This window comes from Shewanella sp. HL-SH2, assembly GCF_051164935.1.
Lineage (GTDB): Bacteria > Pseudomonadota > Gammaproteobacteria > Enterobacterales > Shewanellaceae > Shewanella > Shewanella glacialimarina.
This window is the reverse complement of record NZ_CP195035.1, coordinates 1,644,842-1,669,105: the sequence shown is the minus strand read 5'-3', so window position 1 is coordinate 1,669,105 and position 24,264 is coordinate 1,644,842. Positions and strand designations below refer to the sequence as shown.

General features: G+C 41.6%; 22 protein-coding genes. 17 read left to right on the top strand and 5 right to left on the bottom strand.

Annotated features, from left to right (window positions below):
* The first annotated feature begins 4 nt into the window (after positions 1–4).
* The 7 genes from ACRWP9_RS07235 (at position 5) to ACRWP9_RS07205 (ending at position 6,416) form a co-directional block, all read left to right on the top strand.
* Positions 5–1,411 carry an FAD-dependent oxidoreductase gene (locus tag ACRWP9_RS07235; RefSeq protein WP_226410726.1) on the top strand — a complete coding sequence of 469 codons (1,407 nt, stop codon included), beginning with the start codon at positions 5–7 and terminating at the stop codon, positions 1,409–1,411.
* Between the two features lie 215 nt (positions 1,412–1,626).
* The gene (locus ACRWP9_RS07230; protein WP_434928548.1) at positions 1,627–2,925 is read left to right on the top strand and encodes an amidohydrolase family protein; all 1,299 of its coding nucleotides are present in this window, start codon (positions 1,627–1,629) and stop codon (positions 2,923–2,925) included.
* Positions 2,926–3,087: 162 nt separating this feature from the next.
* Positions 3,088–3,780 carry a 5'-methylthioadenosine/adenosylhomocysteine nucleosidase gene (locus tag ACRWP9_RS07225; RefSeq protein ID WP_226410728.1) on the top strand — a complete coding sequence of 231 codons (693 nt, stop codon included), beginning with the start codon at positions 3,088–3,090 and terminating at the stop codon, positions 3,778–3,780.
* 53 nt (positions 3,781–3,833) lie between these two features.
* Positions 3,834–4,856, top strand: coding sequence for a cobalamin biosynthesis protein (locus tag ACRWP9_RS07220; protein WP_434928547.1), 1,023 nt, complete (start codon positions 3,834–3,836; stop codon positions 4,854–4,856).
* Between the two features lie 69 nt (positions 4,857–4,925).
* The gene (locus tag ACRWP9_RS07215; protein WP_434928546.1) at positions 4,926–5,315 is read left to right on the top strand and encodes a DUF2721 domain-containing protein; all 390 of its coding nucleotides are present in this window, start codon (positions 4,926–4,928) and stop codon (positions 5,313–5,315) included.
* Positions 5,312–5,938, top strand: coding sequence for a trimeric intracellular cation channel family protein (locus tag ACRWP9_RS07210; protein ID WP_226410731.1), 627 nt, complete (start codon positions 5,312–5,314; stop codon positions 5,936–5,938). Before ACRWP9_RS07215 ends, ACRWP9_RS07210 begins: the two co-directional genes overlap by 4 nt.
* Before the next feature lie 67 nt (positions 5,939–6,005).
* Positions 6,006–6,416 (top strand): nuclear transport factor 2 family protein, encoded by a 411-nt coding sequence (locus ACRWP9_RS07205; protein WP_226416005.1) that lies wholly within the window; start codon positions 6,006–6,008, stop codon positions 6,414–6,416.
* A 90-nt stretch (positions 6,417–6,506) separates the two neighbouring features.
* Here the strand turns inward: ACRWP9_RS07205 and tyrS are convergent, their stop codons facing one another.
* Positions 6,507–7,703: a tyrosine--tRNA ligase gene (gene tyrS, locus ACRWP9_RS07200; protein ID WP_226410732.1), complete on the bottom strand. Its 1,197-nt coding sequence runs from the start codon at positions 7,701–7,703 to the stop codon at positions 6,507–6,509.
* A 134-nt stretch (positions 7,704–7,837) separates the two neighbouring features.
* On the opposite strand from tyrS, the gene ACRWP9_RS07195 reads away from it, so the two are divergent.
* The 4 genes from ACRWP9_RS07195 to ACRWP9_RS07180 all read left to right on the top strand — a co-directional run bounded on the left by ACRWP9_RS07195 (position 7,838) and on the right by ACRWP9_RS07180 (position 11,719).
* Positions 7,838–9,310 carry a peptidoglycan DD-metalloendopeptidase family protein gene (locus ACRWP9_RS07195; protein ID WP_434928545.1) on the top strand — a complete coding sequence of 491 codons (1,473 nt, stop codon included), beginning with the start codon at positions 7,838–7,840 and terminating at the stop codon, positions 9,308–9,310.
* Positions 9,311–9,412: 102 nt separating this feature from the next.
* Positions 9,413–10,525: an anhydro-N-acetylmuramic acid kinase gene (locus ACRWP9_RS07190; RefSeq protein WP_434928544.1), complete on the top strand. Its 1,113-nt coding sequence runs from the start codon at positions 9,413–9,415 to the stop codon at positions 10,523–10,525.
* A 272-nt stretch (positions 10,526–10,797) separates the two neighbouring features.
* Positions 10,798–11,184, top strand: a complete 387-nt coding sequence (locus ACRWP9_RS07185) for a DUF2750 domain-containing protein (protein ID WP_235086055.1) — start codon at positions 10,798–10,800, stop codon at positions 11,182–11,184.
* 4 nt (positions 11,185–11,188) lie between these two features.
* Positions 11,189–11,719, top strand: a complete 531-nt coding sequence (locus ACRWP9_RS07180) for a hypothetical protein (RefSeq protein ID WP_434928543.1) — start codon at positions 11,189–11,191, stop codon at positions 11,717–11,719.
* Positions 11,720–11,805: 86 nt separating this feature from the next.
* On the opposite strand, the gene erpA is transcribed toward ACRWP9_RS07180, so the two are convergent.
* A complete protein-coding gene (erpA, locus tag ACRWP9_RS07175) occupies positions 11,806–12,156 on the bottom strand; it encodes an iron-sulfur cluster insertion protein ErpA (RefSeq protein ID WP_226410737.1) in 351 nt (116 codons plus the stop codon).
* 94 nt (positions 12,157–12,250) lie between these two features.
* A complete protein-coding gene (locus tag ACRWP9_RS07170) occupies positions 12,251–12,973 on the bottom strand; it encodes a DUF6776 family protein (RefSeq protein WP_434928542.1) in 723 nt (240 codons plus the stop codon).
* Between the two features lie 63 nt (positions 12,974–13,036).
* On the opposite strand from ACRWP9_RS07170, the gene ACRWP9_RS07165 reads away from it, so the two are divergent.
* The 5 genes from ACRWP9_RS07165 (at position 13,037) to nhaD (ending at position 19,905) form a co-directional block, all read left to right on the top strand.
* Positions 13,037–14,761, top strand: coding sequence for a chloride channel protein (locus ACRWP9_RS07165; RefSeq protein WP_434928541.1), 1,725 nt, complete (start codon positions 13,037–13,039; stop codon positions 14,759–14,761).
* A gap of 9 nt (positions 14,762–14,770) precedes the next feature.
* Entirely contained in the window at positions 14,771–15,880 is a 1,110-nt protein-coding gene (locus ACRWP9_RS07160) for a glucosaminidase domain-containing protein (protein WP_434928540.1), read from the top strand.
* Positions 15,881–16,001: 121 nt separating this feature from the next.
* Positions 16,002–17,021, top strand: coding sequence for an aspartate carbamoyltransferase (locus ACRWP9_RS07155; RefSeq protein ID WP_226410741.1), 1,020 nt, complete (start codon positions 16,002–16,004; stop codon positions 17,019–17,021).
* A gap of 27 nt (positions 17,022–17,048) precedes the next feature.
* Complete coding sequence (hemL, locus tag ACRWP9_RS07150; protein ID WP_434928539.1) at positions 17,049–18,335, top strand: glutamate-1-semialdehyde 2,1-aminomutase; 1,287 nt, start codon at positions 17,049–17,051, stop codon at positions 18,333–18,335.
* 322 nt (positions 18,336–18,657) lie between these two features.
* On the top strand, positions 18,658–19,905 hold the full coding sequence (nhaD, locus tag ACRWP9_RS07145) for a sodium:proton antiporter NhaD (protein ID WP_434928538.1): 1,248 nt from the start codon (positions 18,658–18,660) through the stop codon (positions 19,903–19,905).
* A 95-nt stretch (positions 19,906–20,000) separates the two neighbouring features.
* On the opposite strand, the gene ACRWP9_RS07140 is transcribed toward nhaD, so the two are convergent.
* The gene (locus ACRWP9_RS07140; protein ID WP_434928537.1) at positions 20,001–21,083 is read right to left on the bottom strand and encodes a general secretion pathway protein GspB; all 1,083 of its coding nucleotides are present in this window, start codon (positions 21,081–21,083) and stop codon (positions 20,001–20,003) included.
* Positions 21,083–22,753 carry an AAA family ATPase gene (locus tag ACRWP9_RS07135; protein ID WP_434928536.1) on the bottom strand — a complete coding sequence of 557 codons (1,671 nt, stop codon included), beginning with the start codon at positions 22,751–22,753 and terminating at the stop codon, positions 21,083–21,085. Before ACRWP9_RS07135 ends, ACRWP9_RS07140 begins: the two co-directional genes overlap by 1 nt.
* A gap of 128 nt (positions 22,754–22,881) precedes the next feature.
* Between ACRWP9_RS07135 and ACRWP9_RS07130 the strand changes: the two genes are divergently transcribed.
* On the top strand, positions 22,882–24,108 hold the full coding sequence (locus ACRWP9_RS07130; RefSeq protein ID WP_434928535.1) for a multifunctional CCA addition/repair protein: 1,227 nt from the start codon (positions 22,882–22,884) through the stop codon (positions 24,106–24,108).
* The last annotated feature ends 156 nt before the right edge of the window (positions 24,109–24,264 follow it).

The following is a 24,264-nucleotide window of genomic DNA, read 5'->3' as shown; positions in this document are numbered from 1 at the left end:
AAACATGAGTAATGATTTTCAATTTATCGAAGTGGGTCGTATTGACCCAACCAAGCACGCGGCAGAAAAACGTGCGACTCAGTTTATTGAGATTTATCAGCCGTTCACCCAGCCAGAAGTCAGTGCTCAAGCCGATCGCTGCTTAGACTGTGGTAATCCATATTGTGAATGGAAATGCCCGCTGCATAACTACATCCCTAACTGGCTTGAGCTAGCCAAACAAGGACGCATAATGGAAGCTGCAGATTTGGTGCATGAAACCAACACGCTACCTGAAGTTTGTGGCCGAGTGTGTCCACAGGACCGCTTATGTGAAGGTGCATGTACCTTAAATGATGACTTTGGTGCAGTCACCATAGGCAGCGTAGAAAAATACATTACCGATACCGCGATAGCCCAAGGCTGGCGTCCAGACTTATCCAATGTAACCCCGCGTAAAGAGCGCGTGGCAATTATTGGAGCCGGCCCTGCTGGTCTTGGTTGTGCTGACATTCTTGCCCGTAACGGTGTACAAGCGGTAGTTTATGACAAATACCCTCAAATTGGTGGTTTACTAACCTATGGTATTCCATCATTTAAGTTAGATAAAACAGTTATGGCCACCCGTCGCTCTGTAATGGAAGGTATGGGTATTCAATTTAAATTGAATACCACTATTGGCAAAGATATCAGTTTTCAAAGTTTATTAGACCAATACGATGCGGTCTTCTTAGGCATGGGAACTTACACGGCAATGCCGGCTAAGTTACCTAATGAAGATGCACAGGGTGTATTGCAAGCTTTGCCTTATCTGATTGGCAACACTCACAAAGTGATGGGCACAAGTGACGACAGCACGCCTTATATTAGCCTAGAAGGCAAAAATGTGGTTGTACTAGGCGGTGGTGACACTGCCATGGATTGTGTTCGAACAGCGATTAGACAAGGCGCCAAAAGCGTCACCTGTGCTTATCGTCGTGATGAGGCCAACATGCCAGGGTCTGCACGTGAAGTTCAAAATGCCCGCGAAGAAGGCGTTAAATTCCTTTTTAATCGCCAACCGGTTGCTGTTACAGCTGATAATGGCGTGGTAGTGGGTATTGAATGCGTTGAAACCCAAATGGGTGACGCGGATGCCTCTGGACGTCGTCGTGCAGAAGTGATTACCGGCAGCGAGCAAGTACTAGAAGCTGATGCGGTTATTGTGGCGTTTGGTTTCCAGGCCAGCCCTGCGGCTTGGTTTGATGATTTTGGAATAGAAACCAATGAATGGGGATTAGTTAAAGCGAAAAAATCTGATGCCAATCCATTCCAAACCACTAACCCAAAAGTGTTCGCTGGTGGCGACATGGTCAGAGGGTCCGACTTAGTGGTTACCGCTATTGCCGAAGGGCGTGATGCTGCATTAGGCATTTTAAACTTTATTGACTAAACAAAAGAGTTTGCTTGTGAATTTGCACACCTTCTGGTGTGCTTTTTTTTGTCTATTGATAACTCACCTCCTTTTTTGGAAATCATAAAATCGACAAACCCTGTTACAAACTCACCTACCAATCAGCTACTTATTGATAACAACCCTTCTTAAACATAGCGTATGATAAATTCCAATCCTTTGAATCTCATATAACAATAAAGGAGCCATACCTAATGGCCTTACTAAAATCGACTTCACTTAAATCAACCATAAATAACACCCTACTTCTCGCTTTAGGTTTATCTGTTTCAAGTGCCGTTTTAGCACAGGATACGCTTATTATTGCCGATGCCTATGTTGATGTAGCCAAAGGTAAAACTGTTAAAGATGTGGCGATTATTGTCACTGACAATCAAATCAGTAAAGTCACTAAACAAGCTGATATCACCAATCAGCAGGATTACACCGTCATTGATTTAAGCGGTAAAACCTTAGTGCCAGGGGTAATGGACATGCATGTGCATTTATCTGGTGATGCTGATGATAACTTTCTCGAAGCTCAAAATGATTCCGTGCCCCGTCAAACAGTAAAAGCAGTTAAAAATGCCCAAAAAACCTTGATGGCAGGCTTTACCACTGTGCGAGACTTAGGTGCTTCGGGTTACTCAGTCATTGCTACACGTGACGGTATTAACGCCGGCGATATTATCGGACCGCGCATTTGGGCGGTAGGTCACGCCATTAGCGTGACCGGAGGCCATTGCGACGACAACTTTTCTGCCCCAGAAAAACAGTCAAAAGCACAGGGCGTAGCCGATGGTCCATGGGCCGTGCGTGCAAAAGTGCGCGAAAACATCAAGTACGGCGCTAATGCAATTAAAATATGTGCCACTGGCGGCGTATTCTCAAAAGGGACACAAGTCGGTATTCAGCAATTAAGCGATGAAGAAATTAAAGCCGCTGTGGATGAAGCCCATATGCAAGGCATGGTCATTGCGGCACACGCCCATGGAACGAGTGGCATCAAAGCGTCGATCAAAGCGGGAATTGATAGTATTGAGCATTGCAGCTTTATGGATGCTGAAGCGATTAAGATGGCTATTGATGCTGGCACTTACTTATCCTGCGATATTTACAATACCGAGTATACCTTAGCATTTGGTGAGGCTAATGGTGTACCAGAAGCGAATATCAATAAAGAAAAGCAGGTTTCACAAGCGCAGCGTGATAGTTTCAGAAAAGCCGTCAAAGCCGGCGCTAAAATGGTATTTGGCTCTGATGCAGCGATTTATCCCCATGGTGATAATGGCAAACAGTTTTCGCGTATGGTGACGTTTGGTATGACGCCCATCCAAGCATTGCAAGCCGCGACCATCAATAGTGCCGCGTTATTAAAACAACAAAACTTGGGTCAAATTAAAGCAGGCTTTTTAGCCGATATTATTGCGGTTGATGGTGATCCCCTTGAAAACATCAGCCTGATGGAAAACGTCAGCTTTGTGATGAAAGACGGTATTGTTTATAAAAAATAGTCCGGGGATAGCTGGCTGTATCAACAACCAGACAAACTGTGGCTATAGCCGCAGTTTGTCGTTTTATCGTTTTATATTAGATTGAGTTTTTCACAAAGCACACTTCTGCATGGTATATTATTGGCCTAATAAATTTGCATAAAACTGTTTAAGGTCACCCCCATGAAAATCGGTATTATCGGCGCTATGGAGCCCGAAGTCGTTCATCTTGTCCAAGCCATTCATTCTCCTGTGCATACCACCATTGCCGGTATTGAGTTTATAAGTGGTAAAATTGCAGATAAAGACGTGGTTGTTACCCGCTCAGGCATTGGCAAAGTAGCCGCAAGTATTGCAACAACGTTACTGATTGAAAAGTTTTCAGTCAGTCATGTGGTTAACACCGGCTCTGCGGGTGGATTTGTTGATGACTTAGCCATTGGTGATATTGTTATATCATCTGAAGTGCGTCACCACGATGTTGATGTCACCGCATTTGGTTATGAAATTGGCCAAATGGCTCAACAACCTGCGGCATTCATTCCAAATGCTGAATTAGTCAAAGCGGCACAACAAGCAGTTTCATCTCTCGGTGAGGTTAAAGCTATTGAAGGGTTAATTTGTACTGGCGACAGCTTTATTTGCGATCCAGAGCGCACTAAAATCATGCGAGCTAACTTCCCAACAATGGCAGCATGTGAAATGGAAGGCGCTGCTATTGCACAGGTTTGTCACCAATTTAACACCCCGTTTGTGATCATTCGCTCACTGTCTGACAATGCTAATAATGACTCACCTGTCGATTTTGACTCGTACATCATTAAAGCAGGCCATCATTCGGCTATGATGGTCATGGCATTGCTGCAACAATTGTAATGTCACAACAAGGTTAACCCCCTTAATGGTATGAGTTTGCGAAGGATACCAATATGAACAATCTACTTTTGCAAAATGAGCTCATACAAGGCTGCTTAGTGCTTATAGCGGCCATTGCAGCGGCGCAACTTGCGCCACTGCCCAAACACTGGCAACCCTTATTATGGTTTAGGTTATTAGCGGCTCAATTAGCGGCAAAGGTGAATCACCCAAACCGCTCAATATCGCAGCAAATGACGGCTGGAATATTAGCGACTTTATTGCTGGTCATTCCCATCACAACAATCGCAGCCTTTTTCCTTGAGCTTGCAGCCTATGGTTGGTTTTTTGATTTTCTGATATTGTATGTTTGCATCAGCGATTACCAATTTACTCATCAAGCAAAGCGCATTCAAACAGCCCTTGAAAAAAATAACAATGCCTCCGCCAAAGTCATACTAGCGCCATGGGTCAGTCAAAGTACCCAACGGCTATCCAGCATGGGGTTATGTAAAACCACTATTGAAAAAACACTAAGTGCGCCTATTTATGGCAGTATTGCCAGTGTGATATTTTTTGCTTTAGGTGGCTCAACTATGGTTATCGCTGCGCATCTACTTAAACAATTAGAGCTGTGCTGGCCCCCCTACCAACCTAAGTTTATTAACTTTTCTAGTTTTGTCGGCCAATTTAATCGGCTATTGTTTTTTATCCCTAGATTATTGTGGCAATTTTCATTAGCCATACAGTTTGGTCAGCTCGGCGCTAAAAGCATTGCTATTACCGACAAGGTCACTCAAGGGCTAAATAATGATTTCAGTGTGATACACCTAGGCGCTAATTTACTGAAAGTTGAGCTTGGCGGACCGCAACAATTTATAATACAGCCATCGGCTTCTAAAACACTCAGTTATACAAAAGGGGTTGCTGTTGAAAACGCTTTTGAAAAAGTGAATTTAACCAAAATTTTAGCAGGACCTTTACCTCAATATCAGCATATTCATATTGCGATCAAGGCGGCTCAAAATGGTAAGTTTTTCTTTTTAGCATTAGCTATTTTATTGCCTTTGTTATGGGCATTGCTGCAAAATATGTAAATCGTTAGCCAAAAGCGGTATCATCCGCGGCTGCTTGTTTTATATATCCTCGTTTATAGGAAAGTGACCTTGTTCGATAATTTACATGTTTCATTAACGACTCCGGCCTTATTGTTTCCGGCAATTTCGTTACTTTTGCTGGCGTATACCAATCGTTTTTTTGCACTAGCGGCGCTCATCCGTCAGCTAAGCGAACGAGGTAAACCTGTCAATGACGAACAAATCAAAAACCTCAAGCAGCGTATTAATCTGATCCGTAAAATGCAAGAAGCGGGGGTCAGCAGTTTTGCTTTGTGCGTCTTATGCATGATTTTTTTGTATACCGGATTTAATCAAATCGGCTCAGTTATTTTCGGATTAAGCCTACTCTTGTTACTTTACTCGTTGATTTTATCAGTGATTGAAATTCGTATTTCGGTTGATGCACTTAACATTCACTTAAAAGAGTTAAGTAAATGATCCAGTGGATTTACTTTTTTGATCTCTGCGGGACAGCAGTATTTGCCCTATCTGGGGCCTTAGCTGCAGGCAAGCATCGTATGGATCCTTTCGGCGTAACGGTATTAGCCTCAGTAACCGCAATTGGCGGCGGCAGTATACGTGACGCATTATTGGGTTCTACACCGGTTTTTTGGATTACCGATCCCAATTACATCATAGTGATTTTAGCCACTGTGGTTGCTTGTTTGATTTTGGTCCGCAAACCCCATAAATTACCCAACATTACGCTACCTGTTGCTGATGCCCTAGGCTTAGCACTTTTTACCGTTATTGGTGCTCAAAAAGCTCTATTACTGGGTCATTCAGGCATGATTGCAGTAGTAATGGGATTAATAACTGGCGTTGGTGGTGGCATTATTCGTGATGTACTATGTCGACAAGTTCCCATGGTATTACGGACAGAAATTTATGCTACCGCCTCTATTATTGGCGGGATCTGTTATACCTTGAGCTTACTGTCAGGAATAGATAGTATGACCTCGATGTTTTTAGCCATGGCTAGCACGCTTATCATTAGATTAAGTGCAATCCGCTGGCATCTTTCCTTACCAGCATTCGATTTAAAAACAAAGAGACCTTGATGTGCGTTTAGTTAGTCTACTATTTTGCTTGTTATTGAGTGTTCAAACTCATGCGAATATTGGTGATATGCCAGCAGAGCAACAGCTTGCAATTCAATATATTGAAGCCTATACCGACCACGATTTTAGAACGTTAAAACAGTTTTATACCCGTGAGAGCGTATTTTTTGATAAAACCGCTGGGGTAGAATATAAAGGCGAGCGCCAGATTATTGCTTTTCTAACCCGCGCCCATGAAGGTGTGCTTGAATACCGACTTAATATCGAGCATATGTTTAACAATGGTGCCATTGTGGTCATCATCGGCAGCTATAGCTTACGTGGTCCAGGGGATCAGTATGGCAAACCAGATAAAATTATTGATATAGCGGTTCCGGGGGTTACTACCCTAAAGTTTGATATGAAAACTCAACGCTTAATAGAACATATGGATCTGATGGATTACCAAACAATGGCCGATCAGCTGGAATCTCAATAAACAATTCACCTTAACCTTAAATTCAGACAATAAAAAAGGCTCCAAAGAGCCTTTTTGTTGTCTACACTGCGGTATTTTATACAGTGGCGTTTAATTAAGCACGACTTTAGCAAACTTGCGTTTACCGACCTGAACTACGGCTTCAAAACCTGCGTTAAACACTTGACGACTATCTTCTACTTTCTCACCATCAAATTTCACCGCACCTTGTTTTATCATCCGCATACCATCAGAGGTTGAGCCAACTAGACCTGCATCTTTAAGTAAGTTAGCAATCGCTAACCCCTCGCCAGCAGCAAGTGTTACTGTTTCAATATCTTCAGGAATCGCACCTTTTTGGAAGCGATTAATAAACTCTTGGTGGGCAGCTTCTGCTGCTGCTTCATCATGAAAGCGTGCAATGATTTCTTTGGCTAAGGTAATTTTAATATCACGCGGATTTGTGCCATTTTCCATATCAAGCTTGAAGCCTGCTATTTCTTCTAGCGGGCGGAAAGACAGTAATTCAAAATAACGCCACATCAAGTCATCTGAAATAGACATAATTTTGCCAAACATTTCGTTTGCAGGCTCACTGACGCCAATATAGTTGTGGGCTGATTTAGACATTTTCTTTACACCGTCTAAACCTTCAAGCAGAGGCATCATAATCACAGTTTGTGGTTTTTGACCTTCTGCTTTTTGTAATTCACGTCCCATAAGTAGGTTAAACTTTTGGTCGGTGCCACCTAGCTCAACATCGGCTTGCAATGCTACTGAATCGTAACCTTGCAATAGTGGGTACATAAATTCGTGGATCGCAATAGACTGTCCTGACGCATAACGTTTTTTAAAGTCATCACGTTCCATCATACGCGCTACCGTTTGCTGTGAAGCTAAACGGATCATTCCAGCAGCGCCTAATGGTTCTAACCAACTAGAATTGAACTCAATACGTGTTTTGGCCGGATCCAAAATCTTATAAACTTGCTCTTTATAGGTTTCAGCATTAGCAAGCACTTGCTCACGTGTTAGCGGCGGACGAGTGCTATTTTTGCCACTCGGGTCGCCAACCATGCCGGTAAAATCACCAATTAAGAAAATGACTTCATGACCAAGCTCTTGGAAGGTACGCATTTTATTTAAAATGACAGTATGCCCTAGATGGATATCTGGCGCGGTTGGATCTGCGCCTAACTTAATCCTAAGTGGTCGTCCTTCTTTAAGTTTTTCAATGAGATCAGCCTCAAGTAAAATTTCATCCGTACCACGTTTGATCTCTGCCAACACTTGATCTAATTCAGCCATCTCTACTGCAACTCCTAGAGCGTAATCATTAACAAATAAAAATAAAGAGGACTATGTTACTTGTTAGCCACAGCAAATGAAAGAGTGTACACTTAGCCAATAACAACAAGAGTGAGAAATTGGTAACTGAGTCAATGGCAAAGCTGATTACATTATTTAAGTTGCTGCCTAAAGCACACCAAATAGCCTTAGCTACATTAGCTATATTTACTTCTATGATTTTGGTATTTCCATCAGAGGATGCACAAGCTTCTAAGCAGACATCATCAGATGAATTATCATTGCTAACAACCGACTCAGGTTCATCGGTGCCATTAGCTTTTAGAAACCCTAGCGCCCCAAAAGTAGCAGATAAAAATAACCCACCATTATCAGCCCCAACAGCAGATGATGAAATTTTTGCTGCACATTTAAATACCCTGTCACCAGACTCAGAAGCAGACCAGGTGATTGACAATTTAGCTAGTGAGTTAGAAACCCAAAAGCAGGCAATTCAACAAGCCAATGAAGCGGCTGATCCTAATGCTCTGTATGCTGAATATTATGAAGTGGCAAAAGGCGATACATTAGGGGGGTTATTTAACCGTGCAGGCCTAACGGCTAAAGATGTTTACGACATCACTAGTTTACCTATCGCGAAAAAGAATTTACTTAAAATTATTCCAGGTGAAGAAATTGCTATCAGCAAGAATGCCCAGGGTGAATTAGCCGAGCTAAGTTACCGCATGGATAAAATATCGACCTTGGTAATTTCTAAAGCAAACGATAAATATCAAGAAGTGGTGAATAAGAAAAAATTAGAAACACGCCAATCATTTATTACTGCCAAAATTAAAAGCAATTTCTGGACAGCTGCTGCTGATGCAGGTTTGTCAGCAAATCATATTATGCAATTGGCTAACATCTTAGGCTGGGACATAGATTTTGCGTTAGATATTCGTAAAAACGACCATTTCTCACTTATTTTTGAACAAGAATATGCCGACGGCCAGTTTATTCGTACTGGCAACATTCTTGCGGTAGAGTTTGTAAACCAAGGCGAGCGCTATACCGCCATTCGCTATAAAGATGGCCAATATTACTCGGAAAACGGCAACAGTATGCGTAAACCATTTTTACGCTCACCCGTTGATTTTAAATACGTTAGCTCTAACTTTAACCCAAGACGACTGCATCCTGTAACAGGTCAAATAAAAGCCCACCGTGGTGTAGATTATGTTGCGGCTATTGGTACCCCAATTAAAGCTGCGGGGCGCGGTAAAGTGGTTGAGGCGGGTTATAATCAATTTAATGGTAACTATGTGTTCATTAAGCACAATGATACCTATACCACTAAGTATCTGCATTTAAATGCTCGTAAAGTTAAACGTGGCGATATGGTAAAACAAAGCCAAGTAATTGGAACTCTAGGACGCACAGGTCGCGTGACTGGCGCGCATTTACACTACGAGTTTATCGTCAACGGTGTACATAGAAACCCTAGAACAATTAATCTACCCAAGTCTGAACCTATCGAACGCAGTGAAAGAGGCAAGTTTGCAAATGTAAGCAAGCTATTAATGGCTCAACTAAAATCACACCAAACACAAATGGTTGCCAGTAACTAACGCACTCAATAATCAGCTTTCAATTTATTAACCAATATAAGCGTTAACGACTAACCTTATATTGGTTAAGCATCACTTTTACCTCAATTAAGGAAATTTTTCATGTCTGAGCCAGAATATTATATTGGTCTTATGTCCGGTACGAGCATGGATGGTGTTGATGCAGTATTAGTTGATTTTAGTCACGGTTATCCGCAACTTATTAGTGCTCATACTGAAGAAATTCCGGGACATTTACTCAGAGGTCTACAACGTCTTTGCCAACCCTCAACCGATGAAATCAACCGCTTAGGTCGGTTAGATCGCAGTATGGGTTTGTTATTCGCAAAAGCTGTTAATCAGCTACTAACCCATGCCAGTGTTAGTCCGAGCCAGGTTATCGCGATTGGCTCACATGGCCAAACGGTCAGACACATGCCTAATTTAGAAATGGGTTTTACCTTACAAATAGGTGACCCCAATACTATCGCCGTAGAGACGGGTATTGATGTTATTGCTGACTTTCGCCGCAAAGATATTGCATTAGGCGGTCAAGGCGCACCTCTGGTTCCGGCCTTTCATCAACAAATTTTTGCCAAACCTGATACCCGACGAGTCATTTTAAATATTGGCGGTATTGCCAATATCACCTACCTTCCGGGTGATTCTAATAAAGTTATCGGTTTTGACACTGGTCCTGGTAATAATCTGATTGATGCTTTTATCCAACAAGTCCAAGAACTCCCTTTTGATAAGGATGGTGAGTGGGCAGATTCAGGTAACTCAAACCCTGACCTATTAAAACAGCTTTTGTCTCATTCTTATTTTTCGTTAGCTTACCCTAAAAGTACTGGGCGCGAACTTTTCAACCAAGCTTGGCTTGAACAGCAGTTATCTGAATTTAGTCATTTAGATCAAGAAGACATTCAATCTACATTACTTGATTTAACTTGCCAGAGCATAGCAAACGACGTTAATAAGCTGAGTGCCACAGGCGAGCTTTATGTTTGCGGCGGCGGCGCACTTAACAAAGCACTAATGCGTCGACTCGCCTTATTAGTACCTGGCTATAAGGTGGCTACCACAACAGACATAGGTATTGACCCTAAATGGGTTGAAGGATTTGCCTTTGCCTGGCTTGCCATGCGCTATCACCGTCAATTACCGGCTAATTTACCTGCAGTCACAGGTGCCAGTAGAGAAGCAGTGTTGGGCGGACGATACTCAGCAAAATAATGTGTCGTAATGTCTGTTTGATCTCACATGCTTAATTCAAAGTGGGTTATTTGAAATTGCATACCATCAATACTGTTTAAACAGACCAGATTTAGGCTAGTTTTACCCCATCACATTAATCATTTTGTGTTCAACGTTCAATTCATAAAAGTCCGCATAACTGCGGACTTTTCTTTTTCAAATAATCCTGTCAGTGGTATCATGCGCCAATATTTAGTTTTTAATCGGCATACGCATAACTGTATTGCTGATTGCTGCCATATGAGAATCGCATGAGTATTAAACAAAAAAGTGTTGCCGAATTACTACAACTAACGCCTGAAGGCCGTTATGACTATATGATTGAGCAAGTCAAAAGTCACAAAATGATTTGGTCTTTGCAAGATAGTGATGGTTGCGTCATGCTAACCACTGAAGATGAAGACTGTATTCCGATGTGGCCATCAGAAGAAACGGCTGCACTGTGGGCTGTTGATGACTGGAAAGATTGCGAGCCATTAGCCATTCCCCTTGATGAATTTCAAGAGCGCTGGGTTAGCGGCATGGAAGATGATGATTTATTTATTGCAGTATTCCCAGTACAAGAAGATCTAGGTGTCGTTGTGCCACCTTTTGAAGTAGATCAACGCTTAACCTCTAAAGACACCACAAAGCATTAACCTTATGAATAATCCAATGGATGCTAAAGCCAAATTAATCAACGAAACAGCTGATGATATATCTTCGAAGGTTGATATAGAACAAGCCAAGGTTGATGAAAAGAGCAAACCTGATGTCATAAAACCTAAGTTGCCAAAGCGTTTAACGGCATTAATGTCGGTTTACACTGTGGCATCCATTAGCGGTTTAATGGCTGCGGGTTCTGTTTCAGAGTTAAGTGCCATGCTATGCCTGTTAACATTACTAATGGTTGTGGCGGTATTTGGTCGTCAAAAAGCAGCCCTGTATATGTTAAGAGGTTACAGCGCTTTGCAATTAGCATTTTACAGTTTTTTACCCGTACTCATGTATGACCCTGATAATTTAGTAGCCGGGCCAACAACAATGGACTTTGGGTTATTTCAAGCGGTAGTATCTGATTGGGTCATTTTTAGTGCGTTGATTATAATAGGTATAATACAGGTTTGGATTAGCTTTAATGCTAAGGTTAAGGCGTGGTTTAAACCACGGCAGAATATGAATATTATGAGTTAGTTCCAATAAGTAAATCCTAAGCACAAAAAAAGCCGTCTGATGACGGCTTTTTGTTTTCTTGCTAAGTATAAATCAATAAGATTGGCTTATACCGAGAAGCTTGCGCCACAACCACAGGTTGTTGTGGCATTTGGATTCTTAACGAAGAAGCGTGAACCTTCTAAACCTGATGTGTAATCCACTTCACCACCCATAAGATACTGCAAGCTCATTGGATCAACCACTAGCTGTACGCCTTGCTTTTCAATAGTGAAGTCACCTTCGTTTACTTTCTCATCAAAAGTAAATCCATACTGAAAACCTGAACAACCACCGCCGGTAACATAAACTCGCAGTTTTAATTCAGGGTTCTGTTCTTCTTCTAACAGCCCTTTTACCTTGCTCGCCGCCGCATCGGTAAATTGTATCGGCATTGCTGCATCAGTTTGTTCAGTCATTATTACCTCTTACTTCAATTTTCTGCTGCGAATTATCTAATACCTGACTGTTTTGTTCAAGTATTACCCGCGCTTCTTTTTTACAGCCTGTGACTTAAGTACCTGTTGAAACGATATCTTCAATATTATATACCTGCTCAACCACCCCGCCTTTAATACCACGGGCGGGCTTAACCTTCACTTTTATCCTAACACGCTGCAGGGTAAAGCCGTCCGGCAAAGTAACATCGACATCCATTATATGGAAATATTTAAAGTCGATATTATATTTTTTACCTGTCAATTTAGTTAAATTCAACTCAGATACTTGATTGTTTTGCACTCCAATAAAATCAGCATCAATTGCCGCGGTTAAATTAGCTTGGCGTTTTTGTTGTTGAGTTAGAATAACTTTAAGCTGCTGTTGCTCTGGTAATATACCGCGGTTAAGCTCTACTCCATGAATTAAAACACCTTCAACCTCAGCATCTGGCACCATTAAGCTACGATAAAACGACAGCTCTTTTTCAAGACTTTTTTGATGAATTAATTGATCGCTAAACATTTTCTGCAAGTTTTTATTGGCTTCTTGTTCTATAGTTAGCGCAAGGTTACGACTGGCGAGCGCTTTGGCTTGCAGATCAAGTTCGAGTATAAGCTTACGTTTACCACTTTCACTATTAGGTGCAGCTTCAGGTGCAAATGACAACCATATTTGATGACATAGTGCACCAGTGATAAATGCAATGAGCACTAATGTAATTAAATAAGTGCTTGAAGCGCGCTTTTTACGCTCAATTACTTTTAACTTATCCAGTAAACGATGATAATTTAGCATTAGGTAACAAGCCCTTAATAAAATACAATGTCCAAGTTAACACAGGGAAGCAAGAGCATCACAGTGCAACTTAAACTCAACAAAGCTGCCATTATTCACGCCAAGAGGGCAACACGCAAATATCTGAATAATGAATTTCGCGATAAATTATCACAGGCGAAGATCAGTGTTCAATTATGTGCATTAGCATTACTGTTTGCGATTATTGCATCCAGTGTGATTATTCTATTCCGTTTACTGCTAGTTTGGGCAGATATTTACAGTCATACCGACGCCACCCACTTAAATAATATCCTTGTAGACTGGCGTACCTACCTGCCTTTAATTGGCGCCTTGCTCATTTGGTTATTATCGCTATTGGGCTCTAAGCGCTATCGCCGTATGGGCATAGCTTATGTGTTACATAGATTCAAAATGCATTACGGTAAAGTGCCACTTCAATCTGCTGCTGGACAATTTTTTCAAGCATTAATTGCACTCGTCACTAACTTCTCAGTCGGTCGTGAAGGCCCTGCGATTCATTTAGGTGCTGTGAGTGCCAGTGTAATGGCCGAGAAATTTAAATTACCTGACAACAGTGTCCGTATTATGTGTGCAAGTGGTATTGCAGCAGGAATAGCTGCAACCTTCAACGCCCCATTAGCCGCAGTGCTTTTCGTATTTGAAGTGATTGTCAGAGAATATAAAATACATTACTTTTTCCCGATTATGTTGTCAGCCATTTGCGGTGCGGTATCAAGCCAAATTGTATTTGGTAATGTGCACGAATATGACCTGATTAACGTTATTCGTATACCACTAGACCATTACCCTATTTTACTACTGGGCGGTTTGGGCCTAGGTTGCACCGCCGCACTGTTCAACCACACTTTATTAAAAGTCACTGCCACGGGCCAACATTGGCCATTAATATATCGGTTACTCATTGCGGGAACGGTTACCACCATCATTGGCATATTATTGCCCCAAGCACTCGGTTCAGGCGATTTAGCGATACACGAAGCCATTAGCGAATCACCTAGCTTATGGTTTTTAATCGCCTTATTGTTAGGCAAAATGTTAGCGACAATTGCCGCCATTGGTTTAGGTGTACCTGGAGGATTAATTGGCCCCTTATATGGTATAGGGGCTTTAGTTGGCGCTATTTTAGCCTTAATCAGCAGTGCTCTATTTCCATCTATTGCGCCCTATGTAGGTCTTTATACCGTAATAGGCATGACGGCTATGATGGGAGTATGTTTAAGTGCGCCACTTGCTGCATTAGTTGCTTTACTTGAGTTAACCAATGACGCCTCCATTATTTTACCGGCAATGTTTGTCACAATCCCCGCTTTTTTAGTTGCTTATCAAGGATTCAATACTAGCTCTATTTTTATTAAACAACTTGAAATAATGGGATTAGATTATAAAGTCGCGCCGATGAATCAGGGGCTGCAGAAAAAAGGTGTGCGGGTATTGATGAATAGGCGTTTCGTTGTAGTCAATGACGATAACGAATTATTACTTGAAGTATTAAAACGCGCCGAAGGTCGACCTGTGTTAGTCCGTAATGCAGAAGGCCAAATTGAAATGTTACGCTTAGAAATTCAGTCATTTGAGGATGCAACCACCCTATCCCGCCACCCAATGGTTGGCTTACCTGACTCAGCTACACTGAATGAAGCTTATGAAGCATTAGCGGCTAAACGCACAGGAGAAGTGTATATTTACCGTAACAGCCCTAACAATGTCATTGGCGTGATCAGCTGGGCAAACTTACTCCAAGAAATACGCTCCGGACAAGAATAGGCAAAATATATGAAGATAATAAGCAAAAGAGCATGGGCATTTGTGTGCTTATTGGCCCTATTTATAGCAATTTATGTCGCCATAATATCAGCAAAAAATACCACTTCAAAAAACGATACACACGAGTCAGCTAAGCATATAGCAACCGTGGTGACAGAAATCGAAACTAGCAATAATGATCAAACTTCCTCATTGGATATTCAGGTTGCACCTTTAACTGAGTTTACTGATAACTTACCCGATCAACTGCAAAATAGTTTTGCGTTAATCTCAGATAATCGCCCCACAAAAAAACCTAAAAAAGTGCTGGTATATTCTCTAGACAATATCAAAAATCTATTTGATTCAATTAACTATAACTCAAAAAGTTGGCAGCAAGGTAATCGCGAAGTTCCTCGTTTGACCTTTGAAACCGTCACTGAAAAATGGCAGCAAAACGCCCATAACATTCCGGTTGATGAAAAGAAAATGATTTTCTTCCGCCTAATGGCACCCCTCATTTTACTCAGTAATGAAAAAATGTTGCTAGAACGGCGATATATTGAAATTAGCGCTAACGATGACGACACAGTATTGAAGTTAGCTCAAAAATATAAAGTCATCGACTCAACCGCATTAGAGAGCAAGACAACTCTAACCGATGAACAAAAAGCGACTCTACTTAATAGAGTTGATATTGTGCCGCCTTCGTTAGTCTTAGCACAGGCAGCGGAAGAAAGTGGCTGGGCAACCTCACGTTTTACTGTTGAAGGTAACGCTTTTTTTGGCCAATGGGACTTTAGCGGTAACGGTATGATGCCTAAACAGCAACGCACAGAATTAGGTAATTACGGTATCGCGCGTTTTGATTCGCCACTTGAATCCGTTATAGGTTATTTAATCAATATCAACACCCATGATGCCTATCAAGAACTGCGTAATTTACGCGCTAAATTTCGGCAAAACAATCAACCGATTACCGGTCTTGAACTTGCTGGTACATTAGATAAGTATTCTGAACGTGGTCAGGCTTATATTGACGGTCTGCGCAACATGATTAGCTACAACCAATTAGAACAAGTAGATGAGGCTTATTTATCTGACGATGATCCCATCCATTTGATGACAGGTAATCCGTAAGCTAGTTTATCTGTACAAAATAGTCTGCTACAATTTCGTCTCAGCCCCCCTACATAACTTGGGTAGATTAACTGCTTCCAAAAGTCAGTGATTTACCCCCTAAACATTGGAAATTAGGCTGATGACTCAGTTCGAAGGTTCGCATATCCTTTCCGTAAACCAGTTAAATCTGGATTCAATTGCCACTATTTTTGATGTTGCTAATAAAATGACACCCTATGCTTTGCGTGAAAAACGCACCAAAGTATTAGAAGGCGCGATTCTGGGTAACTTATTTTTTGAACCCAGTACTCGAACCCGTGTCAGCTTTGGTTGTGCGTTTAACTTACTAGGCGGACATGTACGTGAAACAACAGGAATGGCGTCTTCCTCACTATCTAAAGGTGAATCCTTGTATGACACGGCTCGCGTGTTATCGACCTATTCTGATGTGATCGCCATGCGCCACCCAGATGCCTACTCAGTAAAAGAGTTTGCTGAAGGCAGTCGAGTACCGGTGATTAACGGGGGTGACGGTCCAAATGAGCACCCGACACAGGCATTACTGGATTTATTTACCATTAAAAAAGAACTCAGCCATTCAGGCATGGGCATTGATGGTATGCATATAGCTATGGTCGGTGATTTAAAATACGGCCGTACAGTGCATTCGTTATCACGTTTGCTTTGCATGTATAAGAACATTCAGTTCACATTAATTTCACCCACTGAATTAGCAATGCCTGATTATGTGATCACTGACATTGAAAATGCTGGCCATAAGATCAAAATAACCGAACAACTTGAAGGTAATTTACATCAGGCGGATATTCTTTATTTAACCCGAATTCAAGAAGAGCGCTTCCCTTCACAGGAAGAAGCCAACAAGTATCGGGGTAAATTCCGTTTAAATCACAATATTTACACCCAACATTGCAAGTCAAACACAGTGATCATGCATCCTTTGCCACGCGACTCTCGTGAACAGGCAAATGAACTCGACAATGATTTAAATAGTCATCCTAGTTTGGCTATTTTTCGTCAAGCCGATAATGGCCTGTTGATCCGCATGGCATTGTTTGCACTAACCTTGGGTGTTGAAAATCAACTCGAAAAATATGAGTGTCCAGTTAACTGGTATTCACGTAAAGCTGATCGTTAATCAGCGGCAATAAATTAAGGATTAAAGATGACCCGTTCCGAAACACTATTTGAACAGGCTAAAAAAACCATTCCAGGCGGCGTAAATTCGCCAGTTCGCGCATTCAACGGCGTTGGTGGTTCACCATTATTTATCGAAAAAGCCGACGGTGCTTATATCTATGATGCCGATGGTAAAAAATATATCGATTATGTCGGGTCATGGGGACCGATGATTTTAGGCCATAATCATCCTAAAATTCGCCAAGCGGTACTCGATGCTGTTGAAAATGGTTTATCTTTTGGTGCACCAACAGAGCTTGAAGTTAAAATGGCTGAAAAAGTCATTTCAATGGTGCCATCAATAGAACAAGTTCGTATGGTCAGTTCTGGTACTGAAGCCACCATGAGTGCAATTCGTTTAGCCCGTGGTTTTACTAACCGTGACAACATTTTAAAATTTGAAGGCTGTTACCACGGTCATGCTGACTGCTTATTAGTAAAAGCTGGTTCTGGTGCATTAACGTTAGGACAACCAAGTTCTCCTGGTATTCCAGAAGATTTTGCTAAACACACCTTAACTGCAACCTATAACGACCTTGATTCTGTGCGCGCTATATTTGAACAGAATCCTGAAAGTATCGCTTGTATCATCCTTGAGCCTGTTGCCGGCAACATGAACTGTATTCCACCAGTGGAAGGATTTTTACAAGGTTTACGTACAATTTGTGATGAATTTGGTGCGTTACTTATTATTGATGAAGTCATGACAGGTTTCCGCGTCTCTATGAGCGGTGCACAGGGTCATTACGGCGTAACGCCAGACTTAACCACACTAGGTAAAGTCATTGGCGGCGGCATGCCTGTAGGCGCATTTGGTGGCCGTAAAGATATCATGCAGTTCATTGCTCCAACCGGCCCTGTCTATCAAGCTGGTACCTTGTCTGGTAACCCTATTGCAATGTCAGCAGGTTTAGCCCAAATGGATGCATTATGTGAGCCTGGTTTATACCAAGCGCTTGCAGATAAAACTAAACGCGTGGCAGAGGGCTTCAAAGCTGCTGCAGACAAGCATGGTATTCCATTAAATATTACTTATGTGGGCGGCATGTTTGGTTTCTTCTTCACTGAAGATAAAACGCCAATGACCTCATTTGCCCAAGTGACAAAATGCAACATGGAGCACTTCCGTCATTTTTATCATGCGATGTTAGATGAAGGTATTTATTTGGCGCCAAGTGCTTATGAAGCAGGCTTCATGTCAATGGCCCATGGTGATGCTGAAATTGAATATACTCTAGCAGCCGTTGACCGTATTTTTGCGGCAATGAAATAAATCGGCCTTATCGTTTAAGTCTATTTTAGCTTAGACAAACTGTTGATAACAAAAATAGGATAAATAACTCAGTTGTTTATCCTATTTTTATTTGTATTAACAAATTCCTACTTATCTTCTCTGTAATCATTTTTTATCCACTACTTTGGTCGATTATTAACAAAATAACTGTGATCTCAGTTGCGAAATCCGCTGTTGTGTGATTTGATCGCCCCGCCATACGGGAAGCTTAATTTAACCTTAAAATGGGGTTGAGTTAGGTTAGCAAAAATTCACGGTAATGATGTTGATTACCTACAACACAAAAGTTGGAATTGCAGTCATGCTACACACATTTCTTATCTCACTTGCGGTACTTGCATTGTTAAGTATCGTGCTTGAAGAAGTTACCCATATCAATAAAGCCAAGACAACCTTGTTTTTAGGCTGTATTTCCTGGATAACCTTATTTATTGCAGCTCAGACCCCTGAGAAAACAGCTATTATCTCAACAGAATTAAATGAAAACATATTAGAAATTGCCACCTTATGGCTCTTTTTAATGTCAACAATGACTTTTGTGGCCTATCTGAATGCCAAAGGCATGATCCAAATGGTAGTGCAAAAAATATTCCCGCAGCAGGTTTCTGTTCGAGTGCTAATGGTACAAGTGGGTTTTTTCTCACTCATACTCTCAACATTTTGTGACAACGTCACCGCGACCTTAGTGTCATTAGGCTTATTAACAACCTTTAACTTAGACAGCCAAATGCGTCGTCGTATGGCCGTGTTAATTATTTTTGCAGTTAACTCGGGTGGTGTGGCACTTATTACGGGCGATGTAACTACCTTGATGATTTTCCTCGCCGGTAAAGTGCATATTTCAGAGCTGCTAGTGCTGTTAATTCCTGCTTCTGTAAGCGTATTGCTCTTGGCGGTATTATTCTCTTTAAAAGCAGAAGGCTCTGTTAGCACCACACCCGTCGCACAAACATACCAAACCATTGACATTATCATAGGGTTAATCTTTTTAACCACAATTGTGTTAACTATGGTGTTGAACGTGCTATTTGGCATTCCGCCGGTACTGACTTTCTTAGCCGGTTTATCTGTGATGTTTTTAGTGGGCCGCAGCAGTAAATCTAAAGATGAAGAAGTACAGATTTTAGAATACATTCGTCAGGTCGAATTCGATACTCTGTTATTCTTCCTTGGTATTTTATTACTGGTCGGTATGCTTAAAGAAATTGGTACATTGCAATTATTGACTGAAGTCTATTCAATGTATGACCCAAGTATTTCTAACTTTTTTGCTGGCGTAGGTTCAGCAGTGCTAGATAACGTGCCGCTAACGGCTGCTTTACTAAAAGCGGATCCTGTATTAACAACCTCACAGTGGCTAGGACTAACTTACTCTGTGGGCGTGGGTGGGTCGTTATTAGTAATAGGTTCAGCGGCGGGTATCATTGCGATGAGTAAGGTACAAGAACTGACTTTTGTCAGCTACTTAAAATACGTTCCCGCATTATTACTGTGTTATTGCGTCGGATATTCACTGACGTTATTTTTAGCTAATCATCTACATGGCTAATCACAACATAAATAACTCAGCTATGCTTCAGTAAAATCAGCTGAGTTAAGATCAAAAAGGCGCTAATAGCGCCTTTTTTCTTATCACATTAATACCTATATCGCCGGCACTTTAAACTCTTGGCCATTAATCTCTAAAATAATATCCCTTGGGCGAATTTCTATAATAGTTAATTTACCCTGGATCATATCGCCCTGTTGTAACTCTTTACCATCAACATTTAGCCAGCGATTATTGGGGTCGCTTGAATACACATGAGCAACAATATTAAATTCAGGCACGCTAAGCTGCACACTGGCAGGCAGATCCCCGTATTTCGGAATACCTTGTGGCTTTGTGTGAGGAATTGGATCTAACTTGGCTTCAGTGACATCCTTATTAGCTGATTGCTCATATTCAACATCTTTCAATGCCGCTGCAAAAGCACTTGCTAGGTTACTATCACGGCTGGCATCGCGATTACTCTCAGATTGACGCACAGATTTAAAATCCACTTCATTGGCAGCCATATTAACTTGTAACTTCAACGCTTCTAATTCTTTTAATCCGCGCTGATTAGCATTAGCCCCTAAAATAATTGGCTCAATCTCTTCAATATCATTGTTTTGAATCACATTAGACTGCTGATAAGCCTGCTGTAATTGTTGATCGTACAGCTGACTCAGTTGTTGTAATTGAGTTAACGACAACTGCTTATCATCCATATTAGTCCCTTGCTGGGAGCTATCATTAAATGAGTTAGTTGATGCTTGATACATCAAGCTAGGTTGCGAGTCTTCAATTGCTACAGCTGCCAATAGAGGCTTAGCCATAGGTAATGCGACCTTACCCGCTAAACTAAACTCTTCACTAACATTGGCCTCGGGCATCACTTCCAAAGCTTGTGAAACAACAACTTGCGGAGCGGATTTTTGTTGCGCAGTAGCAGGCAGGATAGCAGCTTGTTGAGTGTTCTCGCTAACTATTTGAGGCCGCTTATGAGATGCATCCAACAAAGTATCTAAAGCCCAAGCCCCCATAATGGCCGCCGACACTGCAACGCCAAGCAGAGTTAACTTCATAATCATTGGTCGCTTGGGTTTAACCGATGGCAAAACCGGACGCGGCGTCATTATAGCGTCATGCACACCCGTTGATTGTTGTTTTTGCTTGCTAACAGCATCTAATAGTATTGACATTATCGGCGCTCCGCCGCGGTCAATCTTGGTCCAGTTTGGCTTAAATATAAGTTGATTTGGACTAATGTTTGACTACCTGCTATGCCATCGGACTTTAAACCATGCAAACGTTGAAACGACATTATGTGCTGCTCAAGCTGACTATCAAACTGATTGATTAAACGTGCAGGGCGCTGTTCAATCATCGCCAAGCTATTTTCTAACCACTGCACTTGCGCTATGGGTGAGCTTTGACCTATTTCTCTTGGCATCGCTTGCTCCGACTGCCACAGTATTTCAAACGTGCCACTAAAGTGGCGATCAAACCAATCCTTACCAACCCAAAACTGTTGCTCGCCCAATTGCAGTAAAATTTGCTCATATTGGCGCTCAACAATCACGCCATAAAAAGGCGTGATTTTTGAATCTTGCAAATAAACGACCGCAGGGTAATTAAGACGCATAATGCTATTCCAATTACCTTGTTGCTGGTAACACGTTAATCCTTGTTGCAGCGCAGCCTGGCACGGCGATAATTCACTGATAGGCTGCATACCCCATAAACCAAATAATGCCGCAAATGCCACATCAATATTTTGGCTTTGCATCATAGCTTGCTGCATCACCCGTTGTTCTGCATTCAATGCACCTGTATTGGTTGGCACAACTGGAGGCGATACTTGTGTAGTCTCTGAAGTCGGTAATTCAGCCAATGCCTGCTGAGCTTGGTTTTGAATTGCGGGCGTATTAACCGCTGAGGTTGTCACCTCTGAGGCAACACTTATATCTTGGCTACTTTGATTAAATAGATAAAAAGCCCCCGCAAAAGTGACTAATGCTGCGGCAGCAATCACGCCATACCAAAACTTATTATTGCTTTGCTCTATATCGCCTAAAACTTCCTTAGCGGCTTGATCAATCATTTTATGATCAATCGGCACTTTTGATTGGCCGTAACCCGCCATTAATGCCCTTTCACACAACAGGTTAGTTAAGCGTGGAATACCACCACTATAGTGATGTAATCTTCGGATAGATTTAGCGGTAAACAAAGGCTCATGTCGTCCAGCCACTTGCAAACGATGCTGAATATATAGAGCTAACTCAGCCCCATCTAAGGGCAAAAGATGATAGCGCGCAGTGATCCGCTGTGCCAGTTGGCGTAAGTCTTGGCGTTTCAGTAATTGCTGTAATTCAGGCTGACCAATCAAAATAACCTGTAATAATTTTTTGGTATCGGTTTCAAGGTTAGTCAGTAATCTGAGCTGCTCTAATACCTCAGAACGTAAATGCTGTGCTTCATCAATAATCAATACTGTATTGCGGCCATTTTTATGATTATTCAATAAATACTGACTTAATAAATCAGTCAGTTTTTTTATACTCGGATTATCTGCATAGGTAATTCCCAGCTCATCACACAAAGTCGCTAATAACTCTTGCTCAGTCAAAGAGGGATTAAGAATAAAAGCCGTATCGGTGTTTTCAGGTATTTGTTGTAATAAACACCTTGATACCGTGGTTTTTCCGGTGCCGACCTCACCTGTTAGCAACACAAAACCACCGGTTTCGCCTAAGCCATAAGTTAAGTGAACCAAAGCCTCTCGATGACGATCACTTAAGAACATGTAATGCGGATTAGGAGCAATGGAAAATGGATTATCATTTAATCCATAAAAAGCTTTATACATACTACTTAGCACCCTTAACAAAAACTGACGGCTCAAGTTAATGCTTGCGAGGGAGCTTGTCAAAAGTTAGCCGCAAAAATCTAACTCTGGTAAGCTTTAAAGCATCAATTAGTTAAAAGTGATGTCAAATGAAGATCTTTTTAGTCGGTGGCGCTGTGCGCGACAAATTACTTGGCCTTGCCATCAAAGATAAGGACTTTGTGGTGGTTGGCAGTCATATTGACGAAATGCGGACCCAAGGTTATCAACAAGTGGGTAAAGACTTCCCCGTTTTTCTGCACCCTAAAACCCAACAAGAATATGCCCTTGCCAGAACAGAACGCAAAACGGGTAACGGTTATCAAGGTTTTAGCTGCGATGCTTCTAACGATGTCACATTAGAACAGGATTTACTTCGTCGAGATTTAACCATTAATGCCATTGCAGAAGATACATCAGGCAAATTGTTTGACCCTTATGGCGGAGTGAATGATATTAAGAGTAGAGTACTGCGTCATGTGTCGGATGCGTTTATTGAGGACCCGCTAAGAGTATTGCGAGTAGCACGTTTTGCAGCACGCTTTCATCACCTTGGTTTTACTATTGCCCCAGAAACCAAAACCTTAATGCAGCACATTTCAGACTCAGGCGAACTAGCACATTTAACGCCTGAGCGCGTGTGGCAAGAAATAGATAAAGTACTTAGTGGCGAAAACCCAGAAATATTTTTCAAAACATTACGCGACTGCGGCGCCCTAAAAGTTATTTTACCTGAAATTGATATTTTGTTTGGCATCCCACAACCAGAGAAGTGGCACCCTGAAATTGATACAGGTATTCATACTTTAATGGTACTGGAACAAGCTAGCTTGCTGACAACCGACAAAGCGGTTCGATTTGCGGCATTAACCCATGATGTAGGTAAAGCTGTTAGCCCAAAAGAAACCTTGCCCAAACATCATGGCCATGGTCAAAAAGGTGTGCCTATTATCAAACGACTATGTCAACGTTTGCGCGTGCCAAATGAGCATTGTGATTTAGCCATGCTAGTCAGCGACCAGCATCAAAATATTCACAATGCAGCAGAATTACGCGCCGAAACCATTATCAAAGTATTCGATAAAGCCGACTTCTGGCGTAAACCACACAGATTAAAGCAGCTTTTGCTTTGCTGCCACGCAGATATGCGCGGCAGGACTGGTTTTGAACATGCAGAATATCCCCAACAGTACTATCTAGCCGCATGCTTTAAAGTGGCCAGTAATATTGATGTACAACAGATTATATCTGCAGGATTTACCGGCGCCGAAATTAAACAACAGTTACAACTTAAGCGGATTGAGGTAATCAGTGAGTTTAAGCAAGCTCAAACCTGAAGAATCGACATATAATGCTTATAAAAAACAATAACAAAAATAGGATAAAGCTGTTTTTATTACAACATTTTTAGGACATTTCACTATTGACATCGACAATGTACACGAAAATACCTAATAAACACCTAAATACTTGCATTTTTCATTTATTTAGCT